Annotated in this window: 28 protein-coding genes, 1 pseudogene and 1 riboswitch; of the genes and pseudogenes, 5 read left to right on the top strand and 24 right to left on the bottom strand. The window is 26.9% G+C overall.

All coding sequences use genetic code 11. The features are described from left to right. The first annotated feature begins 6 nt into the window (after positions 1-6). Positions 7-627 carry a MurR/RpiR family transcriptional regulator gene (locus tag LEQ07_RS16175; protein WP_263331458.1) on the top strand — a complete coding sequence of 207 codons (621 nt, stop codon included), beginning with the start codon at positions 7-9 and terminating at the stop codon, positions 625-627. A gap of 26 nt (positions 628-653) precedes the next feature. Beyond that, entirely contained in the window at positions 654-806 is a 153-nt protein-coding gene (locus LEQ07_RS16170) for a hypothetical protein (protein WP_263331457.1), read from the top strand. A gap of 566 nt (positions 807-1,372) precedes the next feature. Here LEQ07_RS16170 and LEQ07_RS16165 read toward each other — a convergent pair. The 4 genes from LEQ07_RS16165 to LEQ07_RS16150 form a co-directional block, all read right to left on the bottom strand. Next, positions 1,373-1,969, bottom strand: coding sequence for a hypothetical protein (locus LEQ07_RS16165; RefSeq protein ID WP_263331456.1), 597 nt, complete (start codon positions 1,967-1,969; stop codon positions 1,373-1,375). A 48-nt stretch (positions 1,970-2,017) separates the two neighbouring features. Beyond that, complete coding sequence (locus LEQ07_RS16160) at positions 2,018-2,152, bottom strand: hypothetical protein (RefSeq protein WP_263331455.1); 135 nt, start codon at positions 2,150-2,152, stop codon at positions 2,018-2,020. Positions 2,153-2,181: 29 nt separating this feature from the next. Continuing rightward, on the bottom strand, positions 2,182-2,325 hold the full coding sequence (locus LEQ07_RS22680; protein ID WP_263331453.1) for a PadR family transcriptional regulator: 144 nt from the start codon (positions 2,323-2,325) through the stop codon (positions 2,182-2,184). 419 nt (positions 2,326-2,744) lie between these two features. Then, positions 2,745-2,957, bottom strand: a complete 213-nt coding sequence (locus LEQ07_RS16150) for a DUF4177 domain-containing protein (protein WP_263331451.1) — start codon at positions 2,955-2,957, stop codon at positions 2,745-2,747. Positions 2,958-3,528: 571 nt separating this feature from the next. On the opposite strand from LEQ07_RS16150, the gene LEQ07_RS16145 reads away from it, so the two are divergent. After that, positions 3,529-4,458 (top strand): ornithine cyclodeaminase, encoded by a 930-nt coding sequence (locus tag LEQ07_RS16145; RefSeq protein WP_263331449.1) that lies wholly within the window; start codon positions 3,529-3,531, stop codon positions 4,456-4,458. Positions 4,459-4,905: 447 nt separating this feature from the next. Next, on the top strand, positions 4,906-5,055 hold the full coding sequence (locus LEQ07_RS16140; RefSeq protein WP_263331447.1) for a hypothetical protein: 150 nt from the start codon (positions 4,906-4,908) through the stop codon (positions 5,053-5,055). A gap of 485 nt (positions 5,056-5,540) precedes the next feature. On the opposite strand, the gene LEQ07_RS16135 is transcribed toward LEQ07_RS16140, so the two are convergent. The 11 genes and pseudogenes from LEQ07_RS16135 to LEQ07_RS16080 all read right to left on the bottom strand — a co-directional run bounded on the left by LEQ07_RS16135 (position 5,541) and on the right by LEQ07_RS16080 (position 14,205). Then, on the bottom strand, positions 5,541-5,795 hold the full coding sequence (locus LEQ07_RS16135) for a hypothetical protein (protein ID WP_263331446.1): 255 nt from the start codon (positions 5,793-5,795) through the stop codon (positions 5,541-5,543). Continuing rightward, positions 5,768-6,310, bottom strand: coding sequence for a class I SAM-dependent methyltransferase (locus LEQ07_RS16130; protein WP_263331445.1), 543 nt, complete (start codon positions 6,308-6,310; stop codon positions 5,768-5,770). The genes LEQ07_RS16135 and LEQ07_RS16130 overlap by 28 nt, the downstream gene beginning before the upstream one ends. Before the next feature lie 37 nt (positions 6,311-6,347). Continuing rightward, positions 6,348-6,575, bottom strand: coding sequence for a hypothetical protein (locus LEQ07_RS16125; protein WP_263331443.1), 228 nt, complete (start codon positions 6,573-6,575; stop codon positions 6,348-6,350). Between the two features lie 117 nt (positions 6,576-6,692). Beyond that, positions 6,693-7,498, bottom strand: a pseudogene (locus LEQ07_RS21980) (nucleoside phosphorylase). A 326-nt stretch (positions 7,499-7,824) separates the two neighbouring features. Continuing rightward, on the bottom strand, positions 7,825-8,199 hold the full coding sequence (locus LEQ07_RS16110) for a methyltransferase domain-containing protein (protein ID WP_263331440.1): 375 nt from the start codon (positions 8,197-8,199) through the stop codon (positions 7,825-7,827). Positions 8,200-8,371: 172 nt separating this feature from the next. Beyond that, positions 8,372-8,833 carry a 6,7-dimethyl-8-ribityllumazine synthase gene (ribH, locus tag LEQ07_RS16105; protein ID WP_263331438.1) on the bottom strand — a complete coding sequence of 154 codons (462 nt, stop codon included), beginning with the start codon at positions 8,831-8,833 and terminating at the stop codon, positions 8,372-8,374. Positions 8,834-8,871: 38 nt separating this feature from the next. Further along, positions 8,872-10,068, bottom strand: coding sequence for a bifunctional 3,4-dihydroxy-2-butanone-4-phosphate synthase/GTP cyclohydrolase II (locus tag LEQ07_RS16100; protein ID WP_263331436.1), 1,197 nt, complete (start codon positions 10,066-10,068; stop codon positions 8,872-8,874). Positions 10,069-10,089: 21 nt separating this feature from the next. After that, positions 10,090-10,743 (bottom strand): riboflavin synthase, encoded by a 654-nt coding sequence (gene ribE / locus LEQ07_RS16095; RefSeq protein WP_046824398.1) that lies wholly within the window; start codon positions 10,741-10,743, stop codon positions 10,090-10,092. Next, complete coding sequence (ribD, locus tag LEQ07_RS16090) at positions 10,744-11,841, bottom strand: bifunctional diaminohydroxyphosphoribosylaminopyrimidine deaminase/5-amino-6-(5-phosphoribosylamino)uracil reductase RibD (protein WP_263331435.1); 1,098 nt, start codon at positions 11,839-11,841, stop codon at positions 10,744-10,746. A gap of 181 nt (positions 11,842-12,022) precedes the next feature. After that, positions 12,023-12,139, bottom strand: a riboswitch (FMN riboswitch). Between the two features lie 59 nt (positions 12,140-12,198). Then, positions 12,199-13,665, bottom strand: a complete 1,467-nt coding sequence (locus LEQ07_RS16085) for a glycosyltransferase family 2 protein (protein ID WP_263331434.1) — start codon at positions 13,663-13,665, stop codon at positions 12,199-12,201. A gap of 114 nt (positions 13,666-13,779) precedes the next feature. Further along, positions 13,780-14,205, bottom strand: coding sequence for a hypothetical protein (locus tag LEQ07_RS16080; protein WP_046824396.1), 426 nt, complete (start codon positions 14,203-14,205; stop codon positions 13,780-13,782). 164 nt (positions 14,206-14,369) lie between these two features. On the opposite strand from LEQ07_RS16080, the gene glsA reads away from it, so the two are divergent. Then, on the top strand, positions 14,370-15,299 hold the full coding sequence (glsA, locus tag LEQ07_RS16075) for a glutaminase A (RefSeq protein ID WP_046824395.1): 930 nt from the start codon (positions 14,370-14,372) through the stop codon (positions 15,297-15,299). A 51-nt stretch (positions 15,300-15,350) separates the two neighbouring features. Here the strand turns inward: glsA and LEQ07_RS16070 are convergent, their stop codons facing one another. The 9 genes from LEQ07_RS16070 to LEQ07_RS16030 all read right to left on the bottom strand — a co-directional run bounded on the left by LEQ07_RS16070 (position 15,351) and on the right by LEQ07_RS16030 (position 21,151). Beyond that, on the bottom strand, positions 15,351-16,874 hold the full coding sequence (locus LEQ07_RS16070; protein ID WP_046824359.1) for a YfcC family protein: 1,524 nt from the start codon (positions 16,872-16,874) through the stop codon (positions 15,351-15,353). A gap of 216 nt (positions 16,875-17,090) precedes the next feature. Next, complete coding sequence (locus LEQ07_RS16065) at positions 17,091-17,339, bottom strand: hypothetical protein (RefSeq protein ID WP_263331431.1); 249 nt, start codon at positions 17,337-17,339, stop codon at positions 17,091-17,093. Between the two features lie 88 nt (positions 17,340-17,427). After that, positions 17,428-17,838 carry a hypothetical protein gene (locus LEQ07_RS16060; RefSeq protein ID WP_263331429.1) on the bottom strand — a complete coding sequence of 137 codons (411 nt, stop codon included), beginning with the start codon at positions 17,836-17,838 and terminating at the stop codon, positions 17,428-17,430. A 107-nt stretch (positions 17,839-17,945) separates the two neighbouring features. Then, the gene (locus LEQ07_RS16055) at positions 17,946-18,134 is read right to left on the bottom strand and encodes a hypothetical protein (RefSeq protein WP_263331427.1); all 189 of its coding nucleotides are present in this window, start codon (positions 18,132-18,134) and stop codon (positions 17,946-17,948) included. Between the two features lie 21 nt (positions 18,135-18,155). Beyond that, positions 18,156-18,479 (bottom strand): hypothetical protein, encoded by a 324-nt coding sequence (locus LEQ07_RS16050; RefSeq protein ID WP_263331425.1) that lies wholly within the window; start codon positions 18,477-18,479, stop codon positions 18,156-18,158. Between the two features lie 253 nt (positions 18,480-18,732). Beyond that, positions 18,733-19,284 carry a sporulation protein gene (locus LEQ07_RS16045; protein ID WP_263331467.1) on the bottom strand — a complete coding sequence of 184 codons (552 nt, stop codon included), beginning with the start codon at positions 19,282-19,284 and terminating at the stop codon, positions 18,733-18,735. Positions 19,285-19,293: 9 nt separating this feature from the next. Continuing rightward, positions 19,294-19,419 carry a hypothetical protein gene (locus LEQ07_RS16040; protein ID WP_263331424.1) on the bottom strand — a complete coding sequence of 42 codons (126 nt, stop codon included), beginning with the start codon at positions 19,417-19,419 and terminating at the stop codon, positions 19,294-19,296. 541 nt (positions 19,420-19,960) lie between these two features. After that, positions 19,961-20,665, bottom strand: a complete 705-nt coding sequence (locus LEQ07_RS16035) for a S41 family peptidase (protein ID WP_263331423.1) — start codon at positions 20,663-20,665, stop codon at positions 19,961-19,963. A gap of 153 nt (positions 20,666-20,818) precedes the next feature. Next, a complete protein-coding gene (locus LEQ07_RS16030; protein ID WP_263331422.1) occupies positions 20,819-21,151 on the bottom strand; it encodes a hypothetical protein in 333 nt (110 codons plus the stop codon). Between the last annotated feature and the right edge of the window lie 291 nt (positions 21,152-21,442).

Here is a 21,442-nt window from a genome sequence, read left to right as displayed (position 1 = left end):
TTTTAATTGAATATTATATGCGAGATACAACAAAATTATAATAACTTTTCTGATAAGGAAAAAGATATTGCTGACTATATTTTAAATCAGTCTGATATGATAAAAAATATAAATATTACTGAATTAGCAAAGCTAATAGGGACTTCTGGATCTACGATTACTAGATTTTCTAAAAAAATTGGTTGCGATAGCTTTGTTGATATGAAAATGAAGATTAATTCCAGCACTTCTGATAATGAAGCTGCAGATAGTGATAATATATTTTCGAATGTATATCTACACTATAATGAAGTAATAGAAAGAACAAATTCACTTATAGATAAGTCTTCTATATTCAATATAGTTGAAGAAATTAAAAATGCTAATAAAATATATCTGTACGGAGTTGGTAGCTCTGGTTTAACTGCTACTGAGATGATGCAACGATTAATTAGGATGGGTTTTAACATACACTGTATATCTGACTCTCATATGATGATTATCAACAGTTCAATAGCGTGTCCTGGGGACCTTGTTTTAGGTCTATCTATATCAGGAGAAACAAAAGAAGTTGTAAATGCTTTAAAGGTCTCCAAAAAAATGGAGCAAAAACAGCTTGTATTACTAGCTTTGATAAAAGCTCTATAACTGAGTTTTCTGATATAATTTTAAAAGTGTATAACACACGTTTTACAGGTATGCATAAATTTATTAATTCCCAGTTTTCTACAATGTATCTTTTAGACTTAATTTCTACAGTATTACTAGAAGATCAAAAACTAGAAGAAAAAATGCAAATAACAATTGATGCAATAATAAATTCATAAGAGTTAGGTATTTATATAATAAAAAGTGTAGTCTTTATTTTAAACTACACCTTTTTATTGTATTTTTCCTATTTAAGATTATTATTTTTTCTTCTATTGATGTAAGTCTTTCATTTACTAGCCTTCTATCAGATATAACCTTTTTATTAATTTATAAATTACTATAGGAATTGCTATAATTAAAATTGTATTAAATATTTGAAAAAATAATTCATATGTAAAACCCATAATATATTACTCCTTTTCTAATTTTAAATAAACCCCAATTATTTAAATAATTACCCTATGAATTATATCATATTCGTATTCTCTATTCCAAAAAAATTCTCCAAGCTCATATCCTACTTCTGCTCTAAAATGATTTTTATTCCAGCAATGGAATCAGTACGTTCCTATAATTCTATTTATTTCTCTAATTCTGAAGATAGTATTTCAAATAAATCATTAATATCTTTAGTTTCTAACTTTCTAAGTATAAGTCTTTCAGTTTCTATTATTGGAAATTTGCAACTAATTTCATTCACCTATATTCCCCCTCTAAATCTTTATTTTATAATTTACTATATTTATGTTAAAGAAATTTTAAACTTTAATACAAAGTAACTTATAAAAGCAACTACTCCAAGCATAACTGAGGTTTGGATTAATGTTTTTGATTCAAAGTAGAAAAAGTGTTCTGAGAAAATATCTGGATTTATTATATTTCCGCTCTTATCTAAAAAGTCTTTTCCGTTATATCCTAGATACTGTGTGTACATGGTTTCCTTACTTTCATCTAATTCTTTATCATATACAGTTTTTGCCTCCACTTTGGGGGAACTTGAAATAGTATTTCTATCTACCATATCTGCTACATGAAGTCTAAAGTATTTAATTTTACTGTACTTATCTTCATTAAGCAAACTTTCAAGCTCTGACTTATACTCATCTACTTTTGTCATATCATATTTTTCTGCTAATTTTCTTATTTCTTCATCAAATGACTTCCCTAAATCATTTCTGTTTTTCTGTAAACTTTCATTATAACACCACATAAATACAGAAGTTAAAAATGCAATTATACTTATAAAACATAATACCTTTCTAACTCCTTTTATTATAGATTTATGTGTATCTAGAGATACAGAAAGATCTTTTATTACACTATGTAGTTCCTGTTGCATTTCGGTACCATCATCAAATCTTTCAATTGCTTTTCTACAAGCTTCTTCTTAATTTAACCCCTGTAACTTAAGATCATTCACTGATTCAATAAGATGATCTCTCATTTCTTGCTTTAGATCTAAAGTGCTTTTATTTATACCATTTTTATATAGCTTATCTAAATATTCATCTATTAATCTCATAAATTACTCTTCCTCTCTCAAAAACTGATTCATAACCTTTTTAATAAATTGCCACTTTGTTTTTTTACTTTCAGAAACTCATAACCTTCATTTGTTAAATTATAATATTTTCTTTTTCCTCCTGAACTTTGCTCATTCCCCCAATAAGATTCAACTAGTTTTTTAGACTCCATTCTTTTAAGTGCGAGGTACATAGTTCCTTCTTTTAGCTCAAATTCACTTTTTTATCTTACTTGTTTTGCAATTTCATATCCATAACAGTTTTTTTAGAAAGCTTCGGAAATTAACGATTTAACAAAAAAATTAATATTACACATGCAAAGCAATTAATCTTAATATATTTCGTACTAAAAAGCATTATTAAAAATAGCTATTATTAGCTCTCTTTAATAATGCTTTATTTTTTCGTCACACTTTTTTACATCTCGTTTTTTATTTTTATACTAACTCAAATTCCTCAAATACAACTAACATATACTCTATAAATTCCATATTTAATGGTATGATTTAAACAAAGATAACATAAAGGTATAAAAATCAGTTTGTCCTCTTAGCCTTTAAATTGAGTTAATTTACATTGTGTAATTTAAAATTACCTATTAACCATTTCTTTTTCAAATATTATTTGATAACAATATGGACAATACATACCATTATTATCAGCTGGTGGAACAACTATTTGTTTTAATCTCCATCCATTTTTTGCTTCTTCGTTAATGATGTTTTTACACGCTTCAAAATGGTCACCTTTTTTCACTTTAAAGCCTTGCTTTAATGGTACTTCTATAAATTTATATTCAAACATCTTTTATTCCCCCTTCTCATTTTTTATATTTTCTAATATTTTTATTGCATAAATTAAGTGTTGGGTTGGAGTAAAACCAAATTTCTTTTTAAATGCTTTTGAGAAACCACTATGAGTATCAATATGATACTCATAGTGGTTTCTCAACTATTTTGCTAGTCTCAAATATCTCCTTTGAGACTAGCAACAACCTTCTTTCTTGAACATATTACATAATAGACATATTCATTTCAGATTTAAAAACTCTTGAACTCCACAACACTGCCCTACTTATTCAATCAGCCTACTCCCCACCGCTTCGTCAATATCCAAAAGCTCTTCAACTTCTCTTTCACAACTCACTATAACTAGCAAATTATTAAAATATCTAATTTAACGATTTTAGATTAAAAACAACTAAAAACAAATCAACAATTTGGTTTTGTCAAAATTTAGAATACTTTTCAATAATGATTGAAATAAATCTACTAGATTGCTATAATCAATCTTGAAAGCGTTTTCTCAATAATTGAAAATTTAGATCTTGAAAGGTCTGCGTTATTAAATTAAAAATTATATGAGAGGTGTTAAAATGGAAACATTAAAAACAAGATATATTGATTTGCCTACTATGGCAAAATATTTGAAAAAAGTTGGTCCAGAAACTGTTATGAAGCGTCTTGTTCCATATCTAGAAAGCGATTATAAACGTTGGAACGAGTTTCAAAAAATGCCAAGAACTGCACACCATAGTGACATCGGAGTACTTGAATTAATGCCTATAGGAGATTCAGAAACTTATTCATTTAAATACGTAAACGGACATCCTGAAAATCCTAAACACAATTATTTAACAGTAATGGGTATCGGCCTTTTAGCAGAAGTATCAACTGGATTCCCTCTATTTTTAAGTGAATTGACATTAACAACAGCTATTCGTACAGCTGCTACTTCAGTAATGGCTGCAAAGTACTTAGCTAAACCCAATCCAAAGAAAATGGCACTAATTGGAAATGGATGCCAAAGTGAATTTCAAGCCCTTGCTTTTCATCACATATTAGGTATAGAAGAGATTTATTGTTATGATGTGGACCCAGAAGCTACTAGTAAATTGATGGACAATCTAAAAGATGTAAATAATCTTAAGTTAATAAAATGTAATAGCACAAAAGAAGCATGCAAAGGTGTTGACATTATAACAACTGTTACTGCCGACAAAAGAAATGCTATAATTATTACCCCAGATATGGTTGAACCAGGTATGCATATAAATGGGGTTGGTGGAGATTGCCCTGGGAAAACTGAGCTGGATTCAGAAGTTCTTAATATGGGTGATGTCTATGTTGAATTTGAACCTCAAAGTCGTATAGAAGGAGAAATTCAGCATATGGATGAGAACTTTAAAGTGACTGAAATTTGGAATGTAATTAAAACTGGAAAACCTATAGATAGAAAACCTAATGAAATTACTATTTTTGACTCAGTAGGTTTTGCTTTAGAAGATTTTCAATTTTACGATTAATGTATGACATTGATAAAGAAGAAAATATAGGAGTGCCTCAAATTCTTGTACCAAAATTGGAAAATCCTAAAAATTTATATAGTCTATTAGGCAATAAAGCTATTAACGTATAAAATTTGAAGTAAAAACATTCTGCTGAAAAGTGGAATGTTTTTTACTGTAACTTATAATATATATGCTTCGTACCTTTTCTTTAGATAATTTACTTGATTTAAATTCATTTATATCGGTATTATTGTCGTTTAAATATTTGTTTTTTATTTTAGAATAATTTTTTATATGTTAATATATTAAAAAGAAATTTATTGTATAAAACAATTCTCTTCTTATTAATCATACTTTAGATAATATCTATCAACAATTTTAAAAAACTATAATTAATAAAAATTCAACTAATATTTATGGGGGTAAAGATGAAAAAATTATACTACTTATTAGTGTGGTTTTATGAACACTATAGGAAAGGATAATATAACTATTGTAGATACTATCTATATAGATAATTCTAAAGTAATAGGATTTTTATCTGATACAGGGCAAGGATATCTAGTATATGAAAAAATAAAAAAGGAAACTATATACTTACTGATAATGTAGCTCAAGGCATCACACAAGGTGATTTAGGAATTTCTCACTTTATAGGTAAATACAATTTAAATAATGGGTTAGAAAACAGTGATAATGCATATATTGTAATTTCAAATGGAGATACCGTTTCAAAGATAGAAATATCAATAAATGGACGTATTTTTAATAAATCTCTTAAAACTGGCAAACCTTCTATGATTTTGATAAAAGATATGGTCCCTAAAAGTTAATATAAAGAGGGGGTAAACTTTGATTGTAGATATTTTGATATAAATAGCAATGAATTAAAAAATGAATAATCTTGGATCTTAAAAGCAATTTATGCCTTTAAAATAAATGACCTTATAATTAAAAAAGATTATAAGGTCATTTTTATATTTATACTTTTACCTATAAAATGTTTTTAAGCTTTTCAATATATTCCTCTCTTACAAACTCTAATTTTTCTAATAATTTTATACTAGGTTCATTGAGTGGATCAACGATGTGTTTAATTATAATTTTATTGCTTTAGTTGCAATAAATGTATCAATATGATTATCTAATAATCCATCCCCTAATTTATCTTCATAAAAACCACTAATTACAAAACCAACATCTATTTGACCACCTATTTGACTTTGTAAAGAATGCCCAAATTCTAATGTATCTTTTGTTTCTATTCTTTCTTCTAACTGGTCCTTTGGAAGCTGTTCTATATCAGAGTATGGTATGCTGTTTCTTACAATAAGTTTATTATTTTTTCCCATTCGTATAAATCAAATATATATGAAATAGGATTTGCAAATCCTGATATTAATACTCCCCCTGGCTTTAAAACTCTATAACACTCAGCCCATACCTTTTCGACATTATCAACAAAACAGTTAGAAACTGCATGAAATATAAAGTCAAAAGTTTCATTATCAAATCTTGATAAATCCCTCATATCCCCTTGTTCAATGTTTATATTTAAATCATCTCTATTCGCTACCATTTTATCTTTTGATAATTGTTCTTTGCTGTTATCGAAAACAGTTACATTAGCTCCAAGCGCTGAAAATATAGGTCCTTGCTGCCCTCCTCCAGATGCCAGGCATAATAGATCTTTTCCTGATACATCTCCAATCCAATTTTTAGGAACAGGCTTTGTTGGTGTTAATAATATTGTGTACTCTCCTTTTTTAGCCCTTTCAATATCGCTGGAACTTACGGGTATTGTCCATTTGTTTCCTATTTTAACTTCATTATCCCAAGCAAGTTCATTGTGTTTTCTTATATCCATATGTACCCCCTACTATTTGTTAATACAATTATATTCTCTAAATCATTAAATATATAAAAATAATTAGAATCAAAATTCCTACAAACATTTGAAACTTCTTATTGTTCTTATAATTCATCAATGTCATAACACTTAACAACGTTATAAATAATAAGTCTATGAGCATTATAGGTATTTCCATCAGCCCAAATAATTTTAAAATTACTAATAACATTGAAACTAATGAAATTATTGATGCTAAGTTAGATAAAAATTCTTTTTTCATATGAATACCCCTTTAATGAAATTGACTTAAACGCTCTTTCTACCTATATATAAACAATGTTTACTATATCCTATTAAGTTGGTATTCTCACAAGTATCTAAGTGATATGTATATGTTTTATTCATTTAAATTAACACTTAAACTTGAAAGTTGTCTATTGTAGCCAATACACCATGCTAACTCCATAGCAAGTGTAGCAATTCTATCCTTTTGTAACGGATTGGACTCATTTGATAGACTTCTTGCATCCCATTCTTCACAATCTAAATTATCTGCTGCGTAGAAAAAATGAACTATATCTTTTTCTCTAAATTGAGCAAGAGCTGCAACCGCTGAACATTCCATGTCTACACAAATACATCCTTGTGATTTTCTCAATTTAACCTTATCATGTGTCTCTCTATATATGCCATCTGTTGTCCACACTTTTCCTATACGGTATTTTAAATTATAATGATTTAGTATATCTTCAAATACATCTACATATTTTGGATTTACATCTATTTCATTTGAATGTGGTGCATAATGAAACTAGTACCCTCATCTCTCATAGCTTTATTAGGTATGATTATGGAACAGTCATCTATAGATGAATCCAGTACACCGCAAGTACCGAAAATAATTAATTTTTCAGCACCCATTGCAAAAATATCTTCTATTACTGCAACACAGCCTGGAGCCCCAACATAAGATGTAAATAAAGCAACTTCAATACCCTTGTAATTTGCTTTGTAAATAGGAATTTCCATATTTGCTATATAAGTTGAAGTAATTTTAACAGCATTGAGTTCATTTACCAATCTATCAAATGTAAATTTTGAAAAACATGATACTGCAATTTTAGGAAATCCATCAATTGGTTTAATAATATCAAAAGCATTAATTATAGCAGATTTATTTTTATCGAACTCTTTAAGTATCATATATTCCTCCTGAATTCTTATTTGTATAATATCAAACTTTTAAGTAATACTAATCTATTCTACCTTTTTACCTATATACTCTATTGTATGATGATAATGATTGCCTATTTCTTCATCTATATCTAGTTCCATACCTGAACTTACAGATAATGCCTCTAACCCTTTAAAAAGTTCTAAAACTTCATCTGAATTATCATAATAATATCTATAGCAATCATAGTCATCAAAGTATAAAGTATTTTTCTCTCCACAAGATTTATCTAAGTTTTTAATATAATAATCATCTAATGTTGAAAATGCAGTAAAGTATACAATTCCATTAGGCTTTAATCCTTTTTTATATTATTAATAATTAAATCAATCTCACTTTTTTTAAAGAAATTTAGTACCCATGAAACTATTATTAGGGAATATGAACTTTCACTTATATCAAAGTTTCTAATATCCATTACCTTTGCTTTTGTATTTAAGTTTAATTGACTAGACTTTTGTATATACTTATTTATATTTTGATGAGAAATATCAATCGCTTCAACATCAAAACCTATCTCTGAAAAAAAGAGTGAATTTCTACCGCACCCTGTTCCTAAGTCTAAAACCTTGCCTTTCTCAATTAATCCTAAATATTCTATAAGTTTATGTTCAGGCTCATCTCCATATAATTCTTTTATTGATTTATACAGCTCTATCCAATTTCCCATAAAATCCTCCTATTTTAAAAGTCTAATATCTCTTTTCAATTTGTATTACTATAAAATATTAAACTAAATAAATATATATCCTTTCGAGTATATAATTTATATATAAAAATTATTTGTTAACGCAACAAAATAGCTAAACCATAAATAATGGTTTAGCTATTTTTACATTTTATTAAATTAATTTTAGCAAATTAGCCATCTCAATAGCTGTAACTGCTGCATCATATCCCTTGTTTCCAGCTTTAGTACCAGATCTCTCTATAGCTTGTTCTATTGTATCGGTAGTTAAAACTCCAAATATAACTGGTAACTCCTCACTCAGTGATACAGATGAAATTCCCTTAGAAGCTTCTGCACATACATAGTCAAAATGAGGTGTTGACCCTTTTATAACAGCTCCCAAGCATATAACAGCATCATACTTTTTAGACTGTGCCATTTTTTTAGCAACTAATGGGATTTCAAAAGCCCCAGGAACCCAAGAAACTTCGATACTATCTTCGTCTACTCCATGTCTTTTTAATCCATCTAACGCCCCACCTAATAATTTAGATACTATAAACTCATTAAATCTTCCAACAACTATCCCTATTTTAATATCTTTAGCTACTAAGTTACCTTCTATTATTCTCATATACAGCTCTCCTTTAGTTTAATTTATGTAATTTGCAATTATGCTAATAAATGCCCTAGCTTTTCTTTCTTTGTTTTTAAATAAAATTCATTAACATCATTATGATTCATTTGTATAGGTACTCTTTCTACTATATCTATCCCATGTTCACTTAAATCATTTATTTTTCTTGGATTATTTGTCATTAACCTAAGTTTTCTAGCTCCTAAATCTTTAAGTATATGAGCGCCTATAAAATACTCCCTCATATCTGCTTTGAATCCTAGTTTTAAATTTGCATCTACTGTATCAAACCCCTCATCTTGTAAGGCATATACTCTTAGTTTATTTATTAGACCTATACCTCTACCTTCTTGTCTTAGATATAATAATATCCCTTTACCTTCTTTTGCTATTGCTTTCATAGCTGCATCATATTGTTCTCCACAATCACAACGTTTAGAGCCTAATACATCTCCTGTTAAACATTCAGAGTGAACTCTTGTTAATACTTCATCACCTGGTAAAATATCTCCCATTACTAAAGCTACATGATGCTCTCCATTTAACTTATTTATAAATCCATACATTTTGAAATCTCCATATTTTGTTGGCATATTTGTTTCAACAACTCTTTCTATATGGCATTCATTACTTTTTCTATACTCAACTAAGTCTTTTATAGTTATAATTTTGAGATTATGTATTTTACAAAATTCTATTAACTCATCAGTTCTAGCCATGGTTCCATCCTTACTCATAATTTCACATATTACTCCTCCTGGTTTTAACCCAGCTAACCTAGCTAAATCAACAGCTGCTTCTGTATGTCCATTTCTGACTAAAACTCCACCTTTTCTAGCTTTTAGCGGAAATATGTGTCCTGGTCTTCTAAAGTCATTTGGAGTAGATTCTTTTTCTAATACCTTTTGTATAGTTAAAGCTCTTTCGTAAGCTGATATACCAGTTGTTGTTTCTATATGATCTATACTTACAGTAAAAGCAGTTTCATGATTATCAGTGTTGTCTTTTACCATTTGAGGAATATTTAGTCTTTTTAAATATTCCTCAGTAAGTGGCATACAGATAAGTCCCTTACCATAAGTTGCCATGAAGTTTATAGCTTCAGGAGTTACCTTTTCTGCGGCCATTAACAAATCTCCTTCATTTTCTCTATCTTCATCATCTATAACTACAACTATCTTACCATCCCTTATATCCTCTATTGCCTCTTCAATGTAATTAAATTTATACATTTTTTCTACCTCCAATTTATTTTAAATAAATCCATTTTCTTTAAGAAAAGTTTCATTTATATTGTTAGCTTGTTGTTTGTTAGGTTTACTAATTCCTAATAGCTTTTCAACATATTTGCCTATAATGTCACATTCTAGATTTACGCTATCTCCAATATTTTTGCTTGATAATATAGTTTGCTGTAGTGTATGTGGTATTATAGAAACCTTAAATACATCATCATCTACATATGCTATTGTTAGGCTTATTCCATCAATAGTTATAGAACCTTTATATACAATGTATCTAAGTATATCTACTGAAGTTTTTATGGTTATCCAAATTGCATTATCTTCCTTTTTTAAATCTTTTATATATCCTATACCATCTATATGTCCACTAACTAAATGACCTCCTAGTCTAGTGCTTAAACTCAATGCCCTTTCTAAATTTACCTTACTTCCTATTTTTAAAGTATTTAAATTACTTTTTCTAATAGTTTCTGCCATTACATCGGCTTCAAATGTTCCTTTGCTTATATTTGTTACAGTTAGACAAACGCCATTTGTACAAATGCTATCTCCTATTTCAGTTGTCTCTAAAACTTTATTACAATTAATAATAAGCTTAGATGACTTAACTCCATTTTTTATGTGCGTTATAGTACCGATTTCCTCAACTATTCCCGTAAACAATTAATTGTCACTTCCTTTCAAGTATCCTTCAATTAAAATGTCTGAACCTACTTGTTTATAGTCTAATTGATGAAGCTTAAATGCTTCTTTTATATCAGATACACCTTCTCCTCCAATTGGAGTTTTAGAGCTTTCCCCTCCTAGTATAATAGGGGCTACATATACTTGAACTTTATCAACTATATTTTCATTTATTGCTGAATAATTTAATCTTGATCCTCCTTCAATTAAAATACTATCTATCTTTAATTCCCCTAATTTATTTATCATTTCTTTTAGATCGACTAAGTTGTTTTTTAAATTAACAGTTAATATTTCAACACCTTTATCCTCTAGTAATTTCATTACATTTTTATTTGCATTTTTTGTAGTTACTACAATAGTTCTAATTGATTTTGAACTAAATACAATTTTTGAATCTATAGGTATTTTAAGTGTTGTGTCTACTATAATCCTTATTGGATTTTTACCGTTTTCTAATCTGCAATCTAACATTGGATTATCTTTTATAACAGTATTTATCCCAACCAATATACCCATTACTTCACTTCTTAACTTATGTACGTATCTTCTTGACTCATCACAGCTTATCCATTTTGATTGACCTGTAGTTGTTGCTATTTTCCCATCTAAACTCATGGCAACTTTCATAACTACAAATGGTTTTTTATTTTTTATATATTTTAAAAAAACTTCATTTAATTTTTTATTTTCTTTATCTAAAACTCCAACCTTAACTTCAATACCTGCATCTCTAAGTTTTTTAACTCCTTTTCCTTGTACTAGCGGATTTGGATCTACAGATGATATAACAACTTTATTTATTTTACTTTCTATAATTTTATCTACACAAGGAGGCGTTTTACCAAAATGAGAACAAGGTTCTAAATTTACATACATAGTTGATCCATTTAAACTCTCTCTTGAATTTTCAATTGCATTTATCTCTGCGTGTTTTCCTCCATACCTTTCATGATATCCTGTACCTATAATTTTGTTATCTTTAACTATAACTGCTCCAACCATAGGATTAGGATTAACTTTTCCTATTCCTTTTCTTGCAAGATTAATAGCTAAACCCATATAATATTCATCCATTATATTCTCCTTTCACATCTTGTGATTTATAAAAGAAAATAATAAAAGCCCTGAGTTTTAAACTCAGGGCTTTTGTATCATAAAAATACACATATTAAATTAATTAAAAAAGCTCTGAAATATAAAATATTTCAGAGCTTACAAATCAAAATAATAGTATATGCTTATATACATTACAATACATTATCTTCTTTCATCCAGACTTTACTGTCGGCTTCGGAGTTTCACCGAATCATGCCATTTACGGCTCGCGGGCTTTACCGCCGGTAGGGAATTTCACCCTGCCCTGAAGATTATTTAATTCTAATTAGATAATAATTCTTATATGTTAAATTGTCAACATATAAAATTAATTTTTTAATTAAATGACTTATGAATATATATGTTGCTATCTACTACATTTTTATTTTTTATTAATGCATATTTATAATCATTTATAAAGTTTGAGTTCTCATTTTTTATAATCCTTACTTCTTTAGAATTAGTGTTATTTGCTATGTTTACAATATTTACAGTAAAAAATTTTTCATTCGTATTTGATAGCAATTCTATTATTTTTTTCTGGCTTAACGTTGAACAAATTTCACCTATATCAACCATAATAATATATTTACTTTTGCATTTTTCTATTAATAAATTTAAGTCTTTATCATCGGAATAAATTATTTTAGCACCTATATTTTTTAATTCAGTTATGTCTAAACACTTGTTGCTAGTTACTATATTAAAATTAGATATTATCTCATTAAAACTTTTTACTGTGTTAATAATGCTAGTGTCATATTCGTCTGTTATCATTAGTGCACTTAATAAGTTATCGTTAGGAATACTTGCTTGTTCAAGGTTTTTTTTCATTTCTTTTATATCATATATTTTTTCGAAATTATTATTTGGATATTTGTAACTATTTCCTACTGGGCAATTTGTATACTTATTTAAACACTCTAGTGCTTTGCTTATTTTCCCACATTCAATATATGCTAAGCACTCCATAAAATATAAATCTTTAAAATGTGGAATTGACAATCTAATTTCTTCTATAAATTTTAAAGACTTATAAAATTGCTTTTCATTTGAATATGCCTTTACTATATTCATAATTAAGTATGGATAAAATACATAATTATATTTCATCTCCATAAGGTTTAAAGATTTTTCATAAGCCTCTATCGATCTTTTAAAATCTGTAATTCTTGCGTATTCATTACCTAAAACATAAAAATAATAGGCATCTTTTTCTTCTTCTGTGTATGTATTTAAAATCCCCATATTTCTTTTATATTTAAACTCTATATTAACCTTATTTGGGTCATATCCATAATGATAAATTTTAATATCTATATTTTCAATACACTTATCTTTATTATGTTTTTGAATACAATTAGCTATTTGTTCATGTACCTTCCCTCTAAATCTATACTTTCTTTTATTTTTAAAAAATCTAAAAACTCCATATTCTCCTACTTCAGTTCCTCTGATTATATTTGTTAGTCTAAAAAAATATCCCTCTGCTAATTTTTTGCTACTTAATAATGCTTTCAATTTTTCCAAATCTTCTTTTGAGATTTCTTCATCGGCATCTAAAAATAATATATAATCTTTGGTAGCATACTCTAAAGATACATTTCTAGCTTCACTAAAATCATTTTTCCATTTATGGTTTATTACCTTTGCGTTGTAATTACTACATATATTTAAAGTTTCATCATTTGATCCTGTATCCACAATTATAATTTCATCTGCTATTGACTCTATACTATCTAAACATCTCTTTATGTTTTTTTCCTCATTTTTGACTATCATACAAACACTCAAACTCTTCAATCTATCCACTCCCAATTATAAATTTAATAAAAAGTTACTTTTATAAATATACAATTTGCTTTATTGATTTTAAAAAAGAGGCTTACCATAATTAATATGATAAACCTCTGAAATTTATAAATCTTTCCCAGTAAAATCTTTACTTGCACTTGTTAAAAAACCTATAGATGAAAACAATAAATTTTTAATTAATATTAAAGATGGATTATTTACATTAATATCTACTACATAAGCACATATGGTAACAATCATCGCCATTACAGCAAAAGTTCCTACCACTAAAATTTTAGTCTTTAATAACTTAGGACTAGAAGTGCATGTTTTGGTTGATCGCTCTAGTATATATCCTGCAATAGAAGAAAATGCTGTTCGTATAGTAACTAGGTTTCCAGTAGCGTCTAGTTCAGTATCGAAAATTGATATACACACAACTAAAAATGAAATTAATGCTAGAATTATTAAATATTTACATGCTATTCCTAGTTCGTTAAAAAATTTTTTTATTTCATCTAAAATAATTTTTATTCCTCTTTTTATCATATTAATCACCATCATAACTATTTAAATATAGTTACTTATTATAATATGTCTTTAAAATAAGCATTGTTACTTAATTGGAATCAATATCCATTTTAGTTTTATTTTATTTTTTTTTGGGTAATTAAATATTAGTTATAAATTTCATAAAAAAGGAAGCGATTTTAATGTTTGGTTTACTAGAAGGCCTAGTTGAGAAAAATAAGGAGTATATAAAAGATGGTGATGTTGCTAATTACATACCTGCCCTTTCTAAGGTAGATAAAAATCAACTAGGAATAGCTATTATCTATTTGACAAAAGATGGCTATAAAGATTATTTTGCTGGAGATTATACTACTAACTTTGCAATTGAAAGTACATCTAAAGTTATTACACTTATAATGGCTATGATGGATCATTCTCCAGAATATGTTTTTCAAAAAATTGGTACTGAGCCCAGTGGTTTTCCATTTAATTCAATACTAAATATGAACATAAATAATAAAGAGGTTCCTTCTAACCCGTTCATAAATGCCGGCGCAATAGTAGTTAATTCTTTAATTAAAGGTAAAGATAGCGAAGAAAAAATTAATAGAATTTTAAATTTTACTAGGAAGTTAGCTAATAATGATTTTATAGATGTAAATGAGGAAGTTTACTTGTCTGAAAAAAGAACAGGAGATATAAACAGATCTTTAGGTTATTATCTTAAAGGTAAAAATGTAATTTCAGGAGATGTAGAAGATATTTTAGACGCTTACTTTAAACAATGTTCTATATCTGTGTGTGCACTAGATTTAGCTAAAATAGGATCTGTATTAGCTAATAAAGGTGTTTGCCCTTGGAATAACAAAAAACTAATCCCTGAAGATATATGTACAATTACCAAATCAATAATGGTTACGTGTGGTTTATACGATGAATCAGGTTCATTTGCAGTGCATATAGGTGTTCCTGCTAAGTCTGGTGTTGGTGGTGGCATTTTGGCTACAGTTCCTAATAAAATGGGTATTGGTATATATGGTCCATCTCTTGACTCAAAAGGAAATAGTGTTGCAGGGATTAAGCTATTACAAGAATTATCTAAAACTTTAGATTTAAACATATTTGAATAAAGAAAAAGCAACCTAATATTTATTAGATTGCTTTTTCTTTAATTGATGACTTTATATAAATGATCCTATACAAAGCAATGCTATTGATAGTACCATTATCATTCCAACAAGTGGCATAACAAACTTCAACCATTTGTCATAAGTCACATTTACCATAGCAAGCGATGCTAATATTAAACCAGTTGGTGTTATTATACCAATTAAACCTTGACCAAACATATAAGCTGTTACTATTATATCTCTGTTGACACCTACTACATCAGCTAAAGGTGCCATTATAGGCATTGATAAAACCGCAAGTCCTGAAGATGAATTTATAAAGAATCCTAAAACTATATAAACTAAATACATTACTCCAGAGAATGCTATTCCACTCATACTTGATACGACAGTACTTAATGAATATAATATAGTATCACTTATAAGTCCTCCGTCCATTATAATTGTAACTCCTCTAGCAAGTGCTACAATAAGTGCTACTCCTAATAAATCAGCTGCTCCTTGTACGAAGTTTGATACAAATTCACTTTCTTTTTGTTTTGATAATGGAACCATTATAAATGTTACTGCAAAGAATAGTGCTGTCATTTCCATGAACCACCATCCTAATTCTTTAACTCCATAAATCATTACTATGAAAGATAAACCAAATATTAATAACATTAATTTTTTTCTAAATGTAAATTCTACTTCAGCATCTCCACTTTCGCTAGCTAAAAACCTTTTCTCTATTTCCTCTTTTTGAGCATAGATTAAAGATTGTGTAGGATCTTTCTTCACTTTTTCTCCATATCTTATTATGTATATTAAAGTAACTGCAAGAGCTATAACTAATGCTAAAATTCTAAGTGGCATACCTTGTGTAAAACTTACACCTGCTATATTAGAAGCTATTATAGTTGAGAATGGATTTACTGTAGCTGCCATTGTCCCTATACATGACCCTAAGAAAATTGTAGCGATGGCAACTATAGCATCATATCCAGCAGCTATGAATATAGGTACTACTATAGGATAAAAGGCTATTGTTTCTTCTGCCAATCCAAATGTAGTTCCTCCTAGAGCAACAAGAGATGCTATAATTACAATCATCCATTTTTCTTTTCCTTTTAATGCTTTAGATAGTGCATTTATCCCTGCTGTAAATGCTCCTGTACTATTTATGACTCCAACTAATCCCCCTATAACTAATACGAAAGCTATTATATCAATAGAATCATATAACCCTTGTATCGGAGCTTTTAAAAATGTTGTTATAGCCCCAAATATTGTTGTTTTTTCTTTTCCTAATTCTTCATATGTATTTGGTATTGCAACCGGCTTTGAAATAGCTCCACTAGTAAACTGTTTTAAGTTTACATTTACTCCTAATTTATTTAGTGTTTCCTGAGTTCCTGCATATTGATTAGACTCTCCATTTGGAAGCTCTACAATAAATTTTGAGCTATTAGTGTCATAGCTAAGTTTTGCATATTTTCCTGATGGTATTATGTAAGTTAACCCCATAACTACAAGCATTACAATTAGAATTACAGTATACGCTGTAGGAAATGAAAACTTTTTCTTGTTCTTCATAAAATTACCTCCTTTTTCTTATTAATAAGATAATATCACTACTTTGATAATTTTTAAATAACCTAATTTTATTTCTGAATTTTTCAAATATTTTCCTAGTAATTCTAAATATAAAAACAACCACCCTATATTGAAAGTGGTTGTTTTTATATTTCTATTTTTTCAGTAAATGTGTAATTGTTATTATTTAATGATTTTTCTAAGCTTCCTGAGTATTCAAAAAAAAGTTTCGAAATTTGAGTTTATGTCTAAATACTTAGATCTTATATTATTTGATTTTATAACATCTTCTATTTCTCCATAATTTATATCTGAATTCGTCGTTGAATTTATAATTCTTATAGCTCCAACCAAAAAATCTTTACTTAATTGTAAGCTTTTAGGATCTCCATTATTGGTAGGAACTTTAAACTCGTACATATTAGTAATTGTTTTTGAATTTAAACTAGATATATCTGTACCCAAAGTTATGGATTGAGCTAAATTATTATCATCTTTTATTCCAAAACTATTTATATTATTTTTTCTGAAGTTTTTTGACTTATAATTGTCTTTAAATTATTAGACTTTGCAAAATCTTCAGTGTATTTTTAAGGCTTTCCTTTAAAGTTGTTCTTTCCTTTTTATAATTTTCATATGTTATTTTTCTATTCTTTGAAGCTGATTCTATTCTTTTATATACTTTTTCAAGTTTAAAGTGTATTTCTTTTTTTGTAAAATCAAAATCTACATTATCAAATGATTTTAGTGTTTTATTTAGATTTTCATTATTTATTTCACTGTTATTTAATACATCCATACATTTTGATAAACTTATATTATTTATATTTTTCGTAGCTGTTAACAAATCATATAGCGCATGTACTGATGCATCATTTTTAGCTACATTTCCGGCTTCATTTTTAAATATATTACCTTCAATTTGAATGGTATAATTTTTTTTATTAGCTATAGTATTTATCATTATATACTCTTGTTCTATTTTATCCGATACTTCTCGTGTTGCTAAATTTAAAATTATAGTTTGATTATCTGGAGTTAACTGAGGTTTAAACTCTGATAATTCTGAGTTTATTTTTTCATTAAATCTTGAGCTTGTTCATATGTTAAACCATCAGCATCTTTATTGTTTATTTTATTTAATTGAGAACCAACACCATCTATACTCTTTTTAATATTTTCATTTTTTGTTGAAGAACAACCAACTACTGCCATTGACAGTAGTGCTGTTAAACTTAAAACTATTATTTTTCTTTTCAACTTTTTATCCAACCTCCAAATTTATACTGAGTATAACCATAACTTATCTACCCATTTTATACTAGTATCATTATTCTTTAAATTTTTAGATAATAATAAAATAACTTGTTCGTTTTTATCAAATAACTCATAAATTATTTCATTAGGCTTATGTCTATCATGTATTTTATCAACGTACTCTATTCTTTCTCTAAAAAGCTTTGGTAGTGTATAATTTATATTTAATAGTTGTTCTGCTAAAACAACTATATCTTCTTTTTCTAAACCTTTTACCAATATGTGTTCTGGTATATACTGCTTATATATATTAAATACTTTATCCATTATTAAATCTTTAAATTTCAAAAACATTTCCACTCAAAATTAACTCTCCCCTTTATATAAATAACTATTTTATCTGATATCATCATTTAATTATATACACATTTTTCTCTTTTCAATCAATATAATTCATTTTATACTATGAATATTCATATAAATTTTGAATAAAAAAAGAAAAAAATACCAGCAATTAATATCTGGTATTTTACTGTGTATCTCAATATTAAATTTATATTTTTTGACATGGAAGTTTTTCTTCCTATACTATATGTTTATGCTAAATTTTTAATTTAATAACAGAATATATTTTATTAGTTAAATAATTTAAATCATTTATATATTTATATTCAAATGTTACTTTTATATTGTAGTTTAAATATACTTCTATAAAATCATTCTTTTGCTTGAAAAAAATTTCAATCTCGTTTTTATTTTCATCAAGGTCTTCTTTTACTTTCCTGAATTTAAAGCACTGAATAAATGGCATATTATCATATTTGTTTTCTATATACTTATTTTCTACTTCTGTTAAAGAAAATCCTAAATTTTCTATAATATTAATTGTATTTTCTATATATTTAGGAGGTAATATATCTATATGATATTTTTCTTCTAATTTATTTTTACCATTTTCTTTTAAACATGTCTTTATCCATACATGACTTTTATGTATAGATACTGGAACTTTGCTGCTTACCTTAAATTTAAATGGAACGGTTACCAATCCACCCTCATTTAAACTTTTATCTAAATCTATTTCTACCTTTTGTAAAACTACCTTTTTACCTCCTATATTTTTATACTTATCTTTAATATAATTAGTTTTTATATTATATACTTATATTGTGTAATTTTTATTTAAATTCACACCACTTAGTCTACATATACCTTCTATGTTTTCATCTGGATATATTTCTCTTGAGTTTATGAATGTTTTTAATTTTATTTCATTTAAACTACTCATGTACTCCCCCTATTTTAAAAGTAAATAATCTATACTATACTATTAAATTAGATTTTTCTCTAAAATATGCTTATTTAGTCAAAATAAAAGGATATATACAGAACTTAAAAGTTCAATATATAACCTCCTATTATATTTCAGTATAATAATTTTATTTAACAGTAATGATTTTTAATTATATAATATATTCCGAATAAAACTTATATTATTTACATAAAAAAGCTAGCTATAGGTGCAACAGCCGTAACAACAAATGCTATTATTATTAAAAATATAGCAACTCTTTTCATCCCTAAGTTTTTTGATTTTTTTTCTTGTTTTATCATTTTAACCTATCCTTTCAGTTATAACGTTAATTTGTATATTTTATTATACAACTTACAAATATATTAATCAAAAAATTTTTATGCTTAAATCAATACAATTTTAGTTTAAATAGTAAAATTCATTTAAAAATACTTGTATTTAGCTAATCTAAAGTAAATATTCTATAGTATTATAAAATACCCTTTATATTTTTAATTTTTATGGATTTTTAAAATTAATCAATATGCTCTAGTTCTAAAACTTTATTTATGCAATTGTCATCTTTTAAGTTTTTAGTTCTTTCACAATTGTTTACCTTAAAATCAGGAGTAGTTTTAACTTCCTCATCACATATTCCGTCTTTATTTAAGTACATTCCACTAGCCATTCTAACTATCAAGCCACTATTTTTCAATTCAAACAAAGCAGGATCTAATCCTCCTCCATCTCCTCCAGTCATTTCTCCAATTAAAGTTGCAAATTTAGATTCCTTACAAAACATAGCAAAAAATTCTGATGATGAATATACCTTTCTATCTGTAAGTAAATAAATATTTCCTTTAAAGTTTAAATTATCACTAGATTTTATTGTATAAGATGTATTTTCAAATCCATTAAACTTATTATAAACTTCTTTTGGAGCATTTTTTCTTATGCTATGAGGTAATTTTTCAGTAGAATTTAAATTTATTTTCCTTGAATCAGTATAATTTTTTATTAACTCACTTTTACTTCTATAAATTCTATATCCATTTATTTTAATATCATCATTTATAAGTTCAGAGACAATTCCTTGCCAATATGCATCACTTCCACCTTTATTTCCTCTTATATCTATAATTAAAGCCTTGTAATTGTCTAGTGTTTTAATATAATCTCCAACCATATTTAAATCATTTTTTATAGAACCCTTTTGAGGAGCCATAGATGGTAAATACATATAACCAACACTACCATTACTGCATCTTTTAAAATCAACTCTTTTTTAAAAAATTGCCATCACAAATGTTAATTTCAGATTTTATATTATCATATCTTTCTATAACTTTTTTATCATTAAGAAAATCATATAAATCATTTTCGAATATGATTTTTAAACATTCATATCTTTTTTATTATTTATTACCTCAGTATGCTTATTTCCTAATTCTGATAATATATCCGACATTTCATCTACAAACTCATCATCATTCTTAGTATCTTTAATTCTATTTATATATGTATACTTGTTAGATAACCAATCCTTTCCAGTACGCCTAGTATTTACGTCTAAGTATGGATACCCCTCCTCTATTGTATTATACATGTACTTAAAATCACTTACTTTCTCAGTTGTAGATAATTGATCTGATTTACTGTAAACCCTATTCCCAAATACAACGATAGATCCAAAAACAATTATTAAGAATAATAATTTCTTTTTCATTTAATTCACTTCCTTATTGCACTAATAACCTTAAACATTGTATCATCCATTTACAACAAAATCTAGTTTGCTAATTAATGATTTGAAAAGTTATTTGAAATTATGTTAAAATTTATATTTTTTAATATAATTATTATTATGCTCTATTTTTGAATAAAATTATGTATACATTTAGTTAAAAAAAATACTACCATAAAATTATGGTAGCACTTAATAAAAGAGTAGTTATATAATATTTATTTAGATTTTATTTACCCTATCAATTAATGTCATTTTCAAAATCAATAGATA

Source organism: Paraclostridium sp. AKS73, assembly GCF_025671395.1.
GTDB lineage: Bacteria > Bacillota > Clostridia > Peptostreptococcales > Peptostreptococcaceae > Paraclostridium > Paraclostridium benzoelyticum.
Note: the sequence above shows the minus strand (reverse complement) of the source record. Positions and strands in the feature narration are given on the sequence as shown.

What these genes read in the sequence shown, in the direction of transcription:
- LEQ07_RS16165 (WP_263331456.1), bottom strand. Translation starts at nt 1,969, where the DNA reads ATGCAACAGGAACTACATAGTGTAATAAAAGATCTTTCTGTATCTCTA.
- LEQ07_RS16160 (WP_263331455.1), bottom strand. Translation starts at nt 2,152, where the DNA reads ATGAGATTAATAGATGAATATTTAGATAAGCTATATAAAAATGGTATA.
- LEQ07_RS22680 (WP_263331453.1), bottom strand. Translation starts at nt 2,325, where the DNA reads ATGGAGTCTAAAAAACTAGTTGAATCTTATTGGGGGAATGAGCAAAGT.
- LEQ07_RS16150 (WP_263331451.1), bottom strand. Translation starts at nt 2,957, where the DNA reads ATGTTTGAATATAAATTTATAGAAGTACCATTAAAGCAAGGCTTTAAA.
- LEQ07_RS16145 (WP_263331449.1), top strand. Translation starts at nt 3,529, where the DNA reads ATGGAAACATTAAAAACAAGATATATTGATTTGCCTACTATGGCAAAA.
- LEQ07_RS16140 (WP_263331447.1), top strand. Translation starts at nt 4,906, where the DNA reads ATGAACACTATAGGAAAGGATAATATAACTATTGTAGATACTATCTAT.
- LEQ07_RS16135 (WP_263331446.1), bottom strand. Translation starts at nt 5,795, where the DNA reads ATGGGAAAAAATAATAAACTTATTGTAAGAAACAGCATACCATACTCT.
- LEQ07_RS16130 (WP_263331445.1), bottom strand. Translation starts at nt 6,310, where the DNA reads ATGGATATAAGAAAACACAATGAACTTGCTTGGGATAATGAAGTTAAA.
- LEQ07_RS16125 (WP_263331443.1), bottom strand. Translation starts at nt 6,575, where the DNA reads ATGAAAAAAGAATTTTTATCTAACTTAGCATCAATAATTTCATTAGTT.
- LEQ07_RS16110 (WP_263331440.1), bottom strand. Translation starts at nt 8,199, where the DNA reads ATGGGAAATTGGATAGAGCTGTATAAATCAATAAAAGAATTATATGGA.
- ribH (WP_263331438.1), bottom strand. Translation starts at nt 8,833, where the DNA reads ATGAGAATAATAGAAGGTAACTTAGTAGCTAAAGATATTAAAATAGGG.
- LEQ07_RS16100 (WP_263331436.1), bottom strand. Translation starts at nt 10,068, where the DNA reads ATGTATAAATTTAATTACATTGAAGAGGCAATAGAGGATATAAGGGAT.
- ribD (WP_263331435.1), bottom strand. Translation starts at nt 11,841, where the DNA reads ATGGATGAATATTATATGGGTTTAGCTATTAATCTTGCAAGAAAAGGA.
- LEQ07_RS16080 (WP_046824396.1), bottom strand. Translation starts at nt 14,205, where the DNA reads ATGATAAAAAGAGGAATAAAAATTATTTTAGATGAAATAAAAAAATTT.
- glsA (WP_046824395.1), top strand. Translation starts at nt 14,370, where the DNA reads ATGTTTGGTTTACTAGAAGGCCTAGTTGAGAAAAATAAGGAGTATATA.
- LEQ07_RS16070 (WP_046824359.1), bottom strand. Translation starts at nt 16,874, where the DNA reads ATGAAGAACAAGAAAAAGTTTTCATTTCCTACAGCGTATACTGTAATT.
- LEQ07_RS16060 (WP_263331429.1), bottom strand. Translation starts at nt 17,838, where the DNA reads ATGATAAATACTATAGCTAATAAAAAAAATTATACCATTCAAATTGAA.
- LEQ07_RS16040 (WP_263331424.1), bottom strand. Translation starts at nt 19,419, where the DNA reads ATGAGTAGTTTAAATGAAATAAAATTAAAAACATTCATAAACTCAAGA.
- LEQ07_RS16035 (WP_263331423.1), bottom strand. Translation starts at nt 20,665, where the DNA reads ATGTATTTACCATCTATGGCTCCTCAAAAGGGTTCTATAAAAAATGAT.
- LEQ07_RS16030 (WP_263331422.1), bottom strand. Translation starts at nt 21,151, where the DNA reads ATGAAAAAGAAATTATTATTCTTAATAATTGTTTTTGGATCTATCGTT.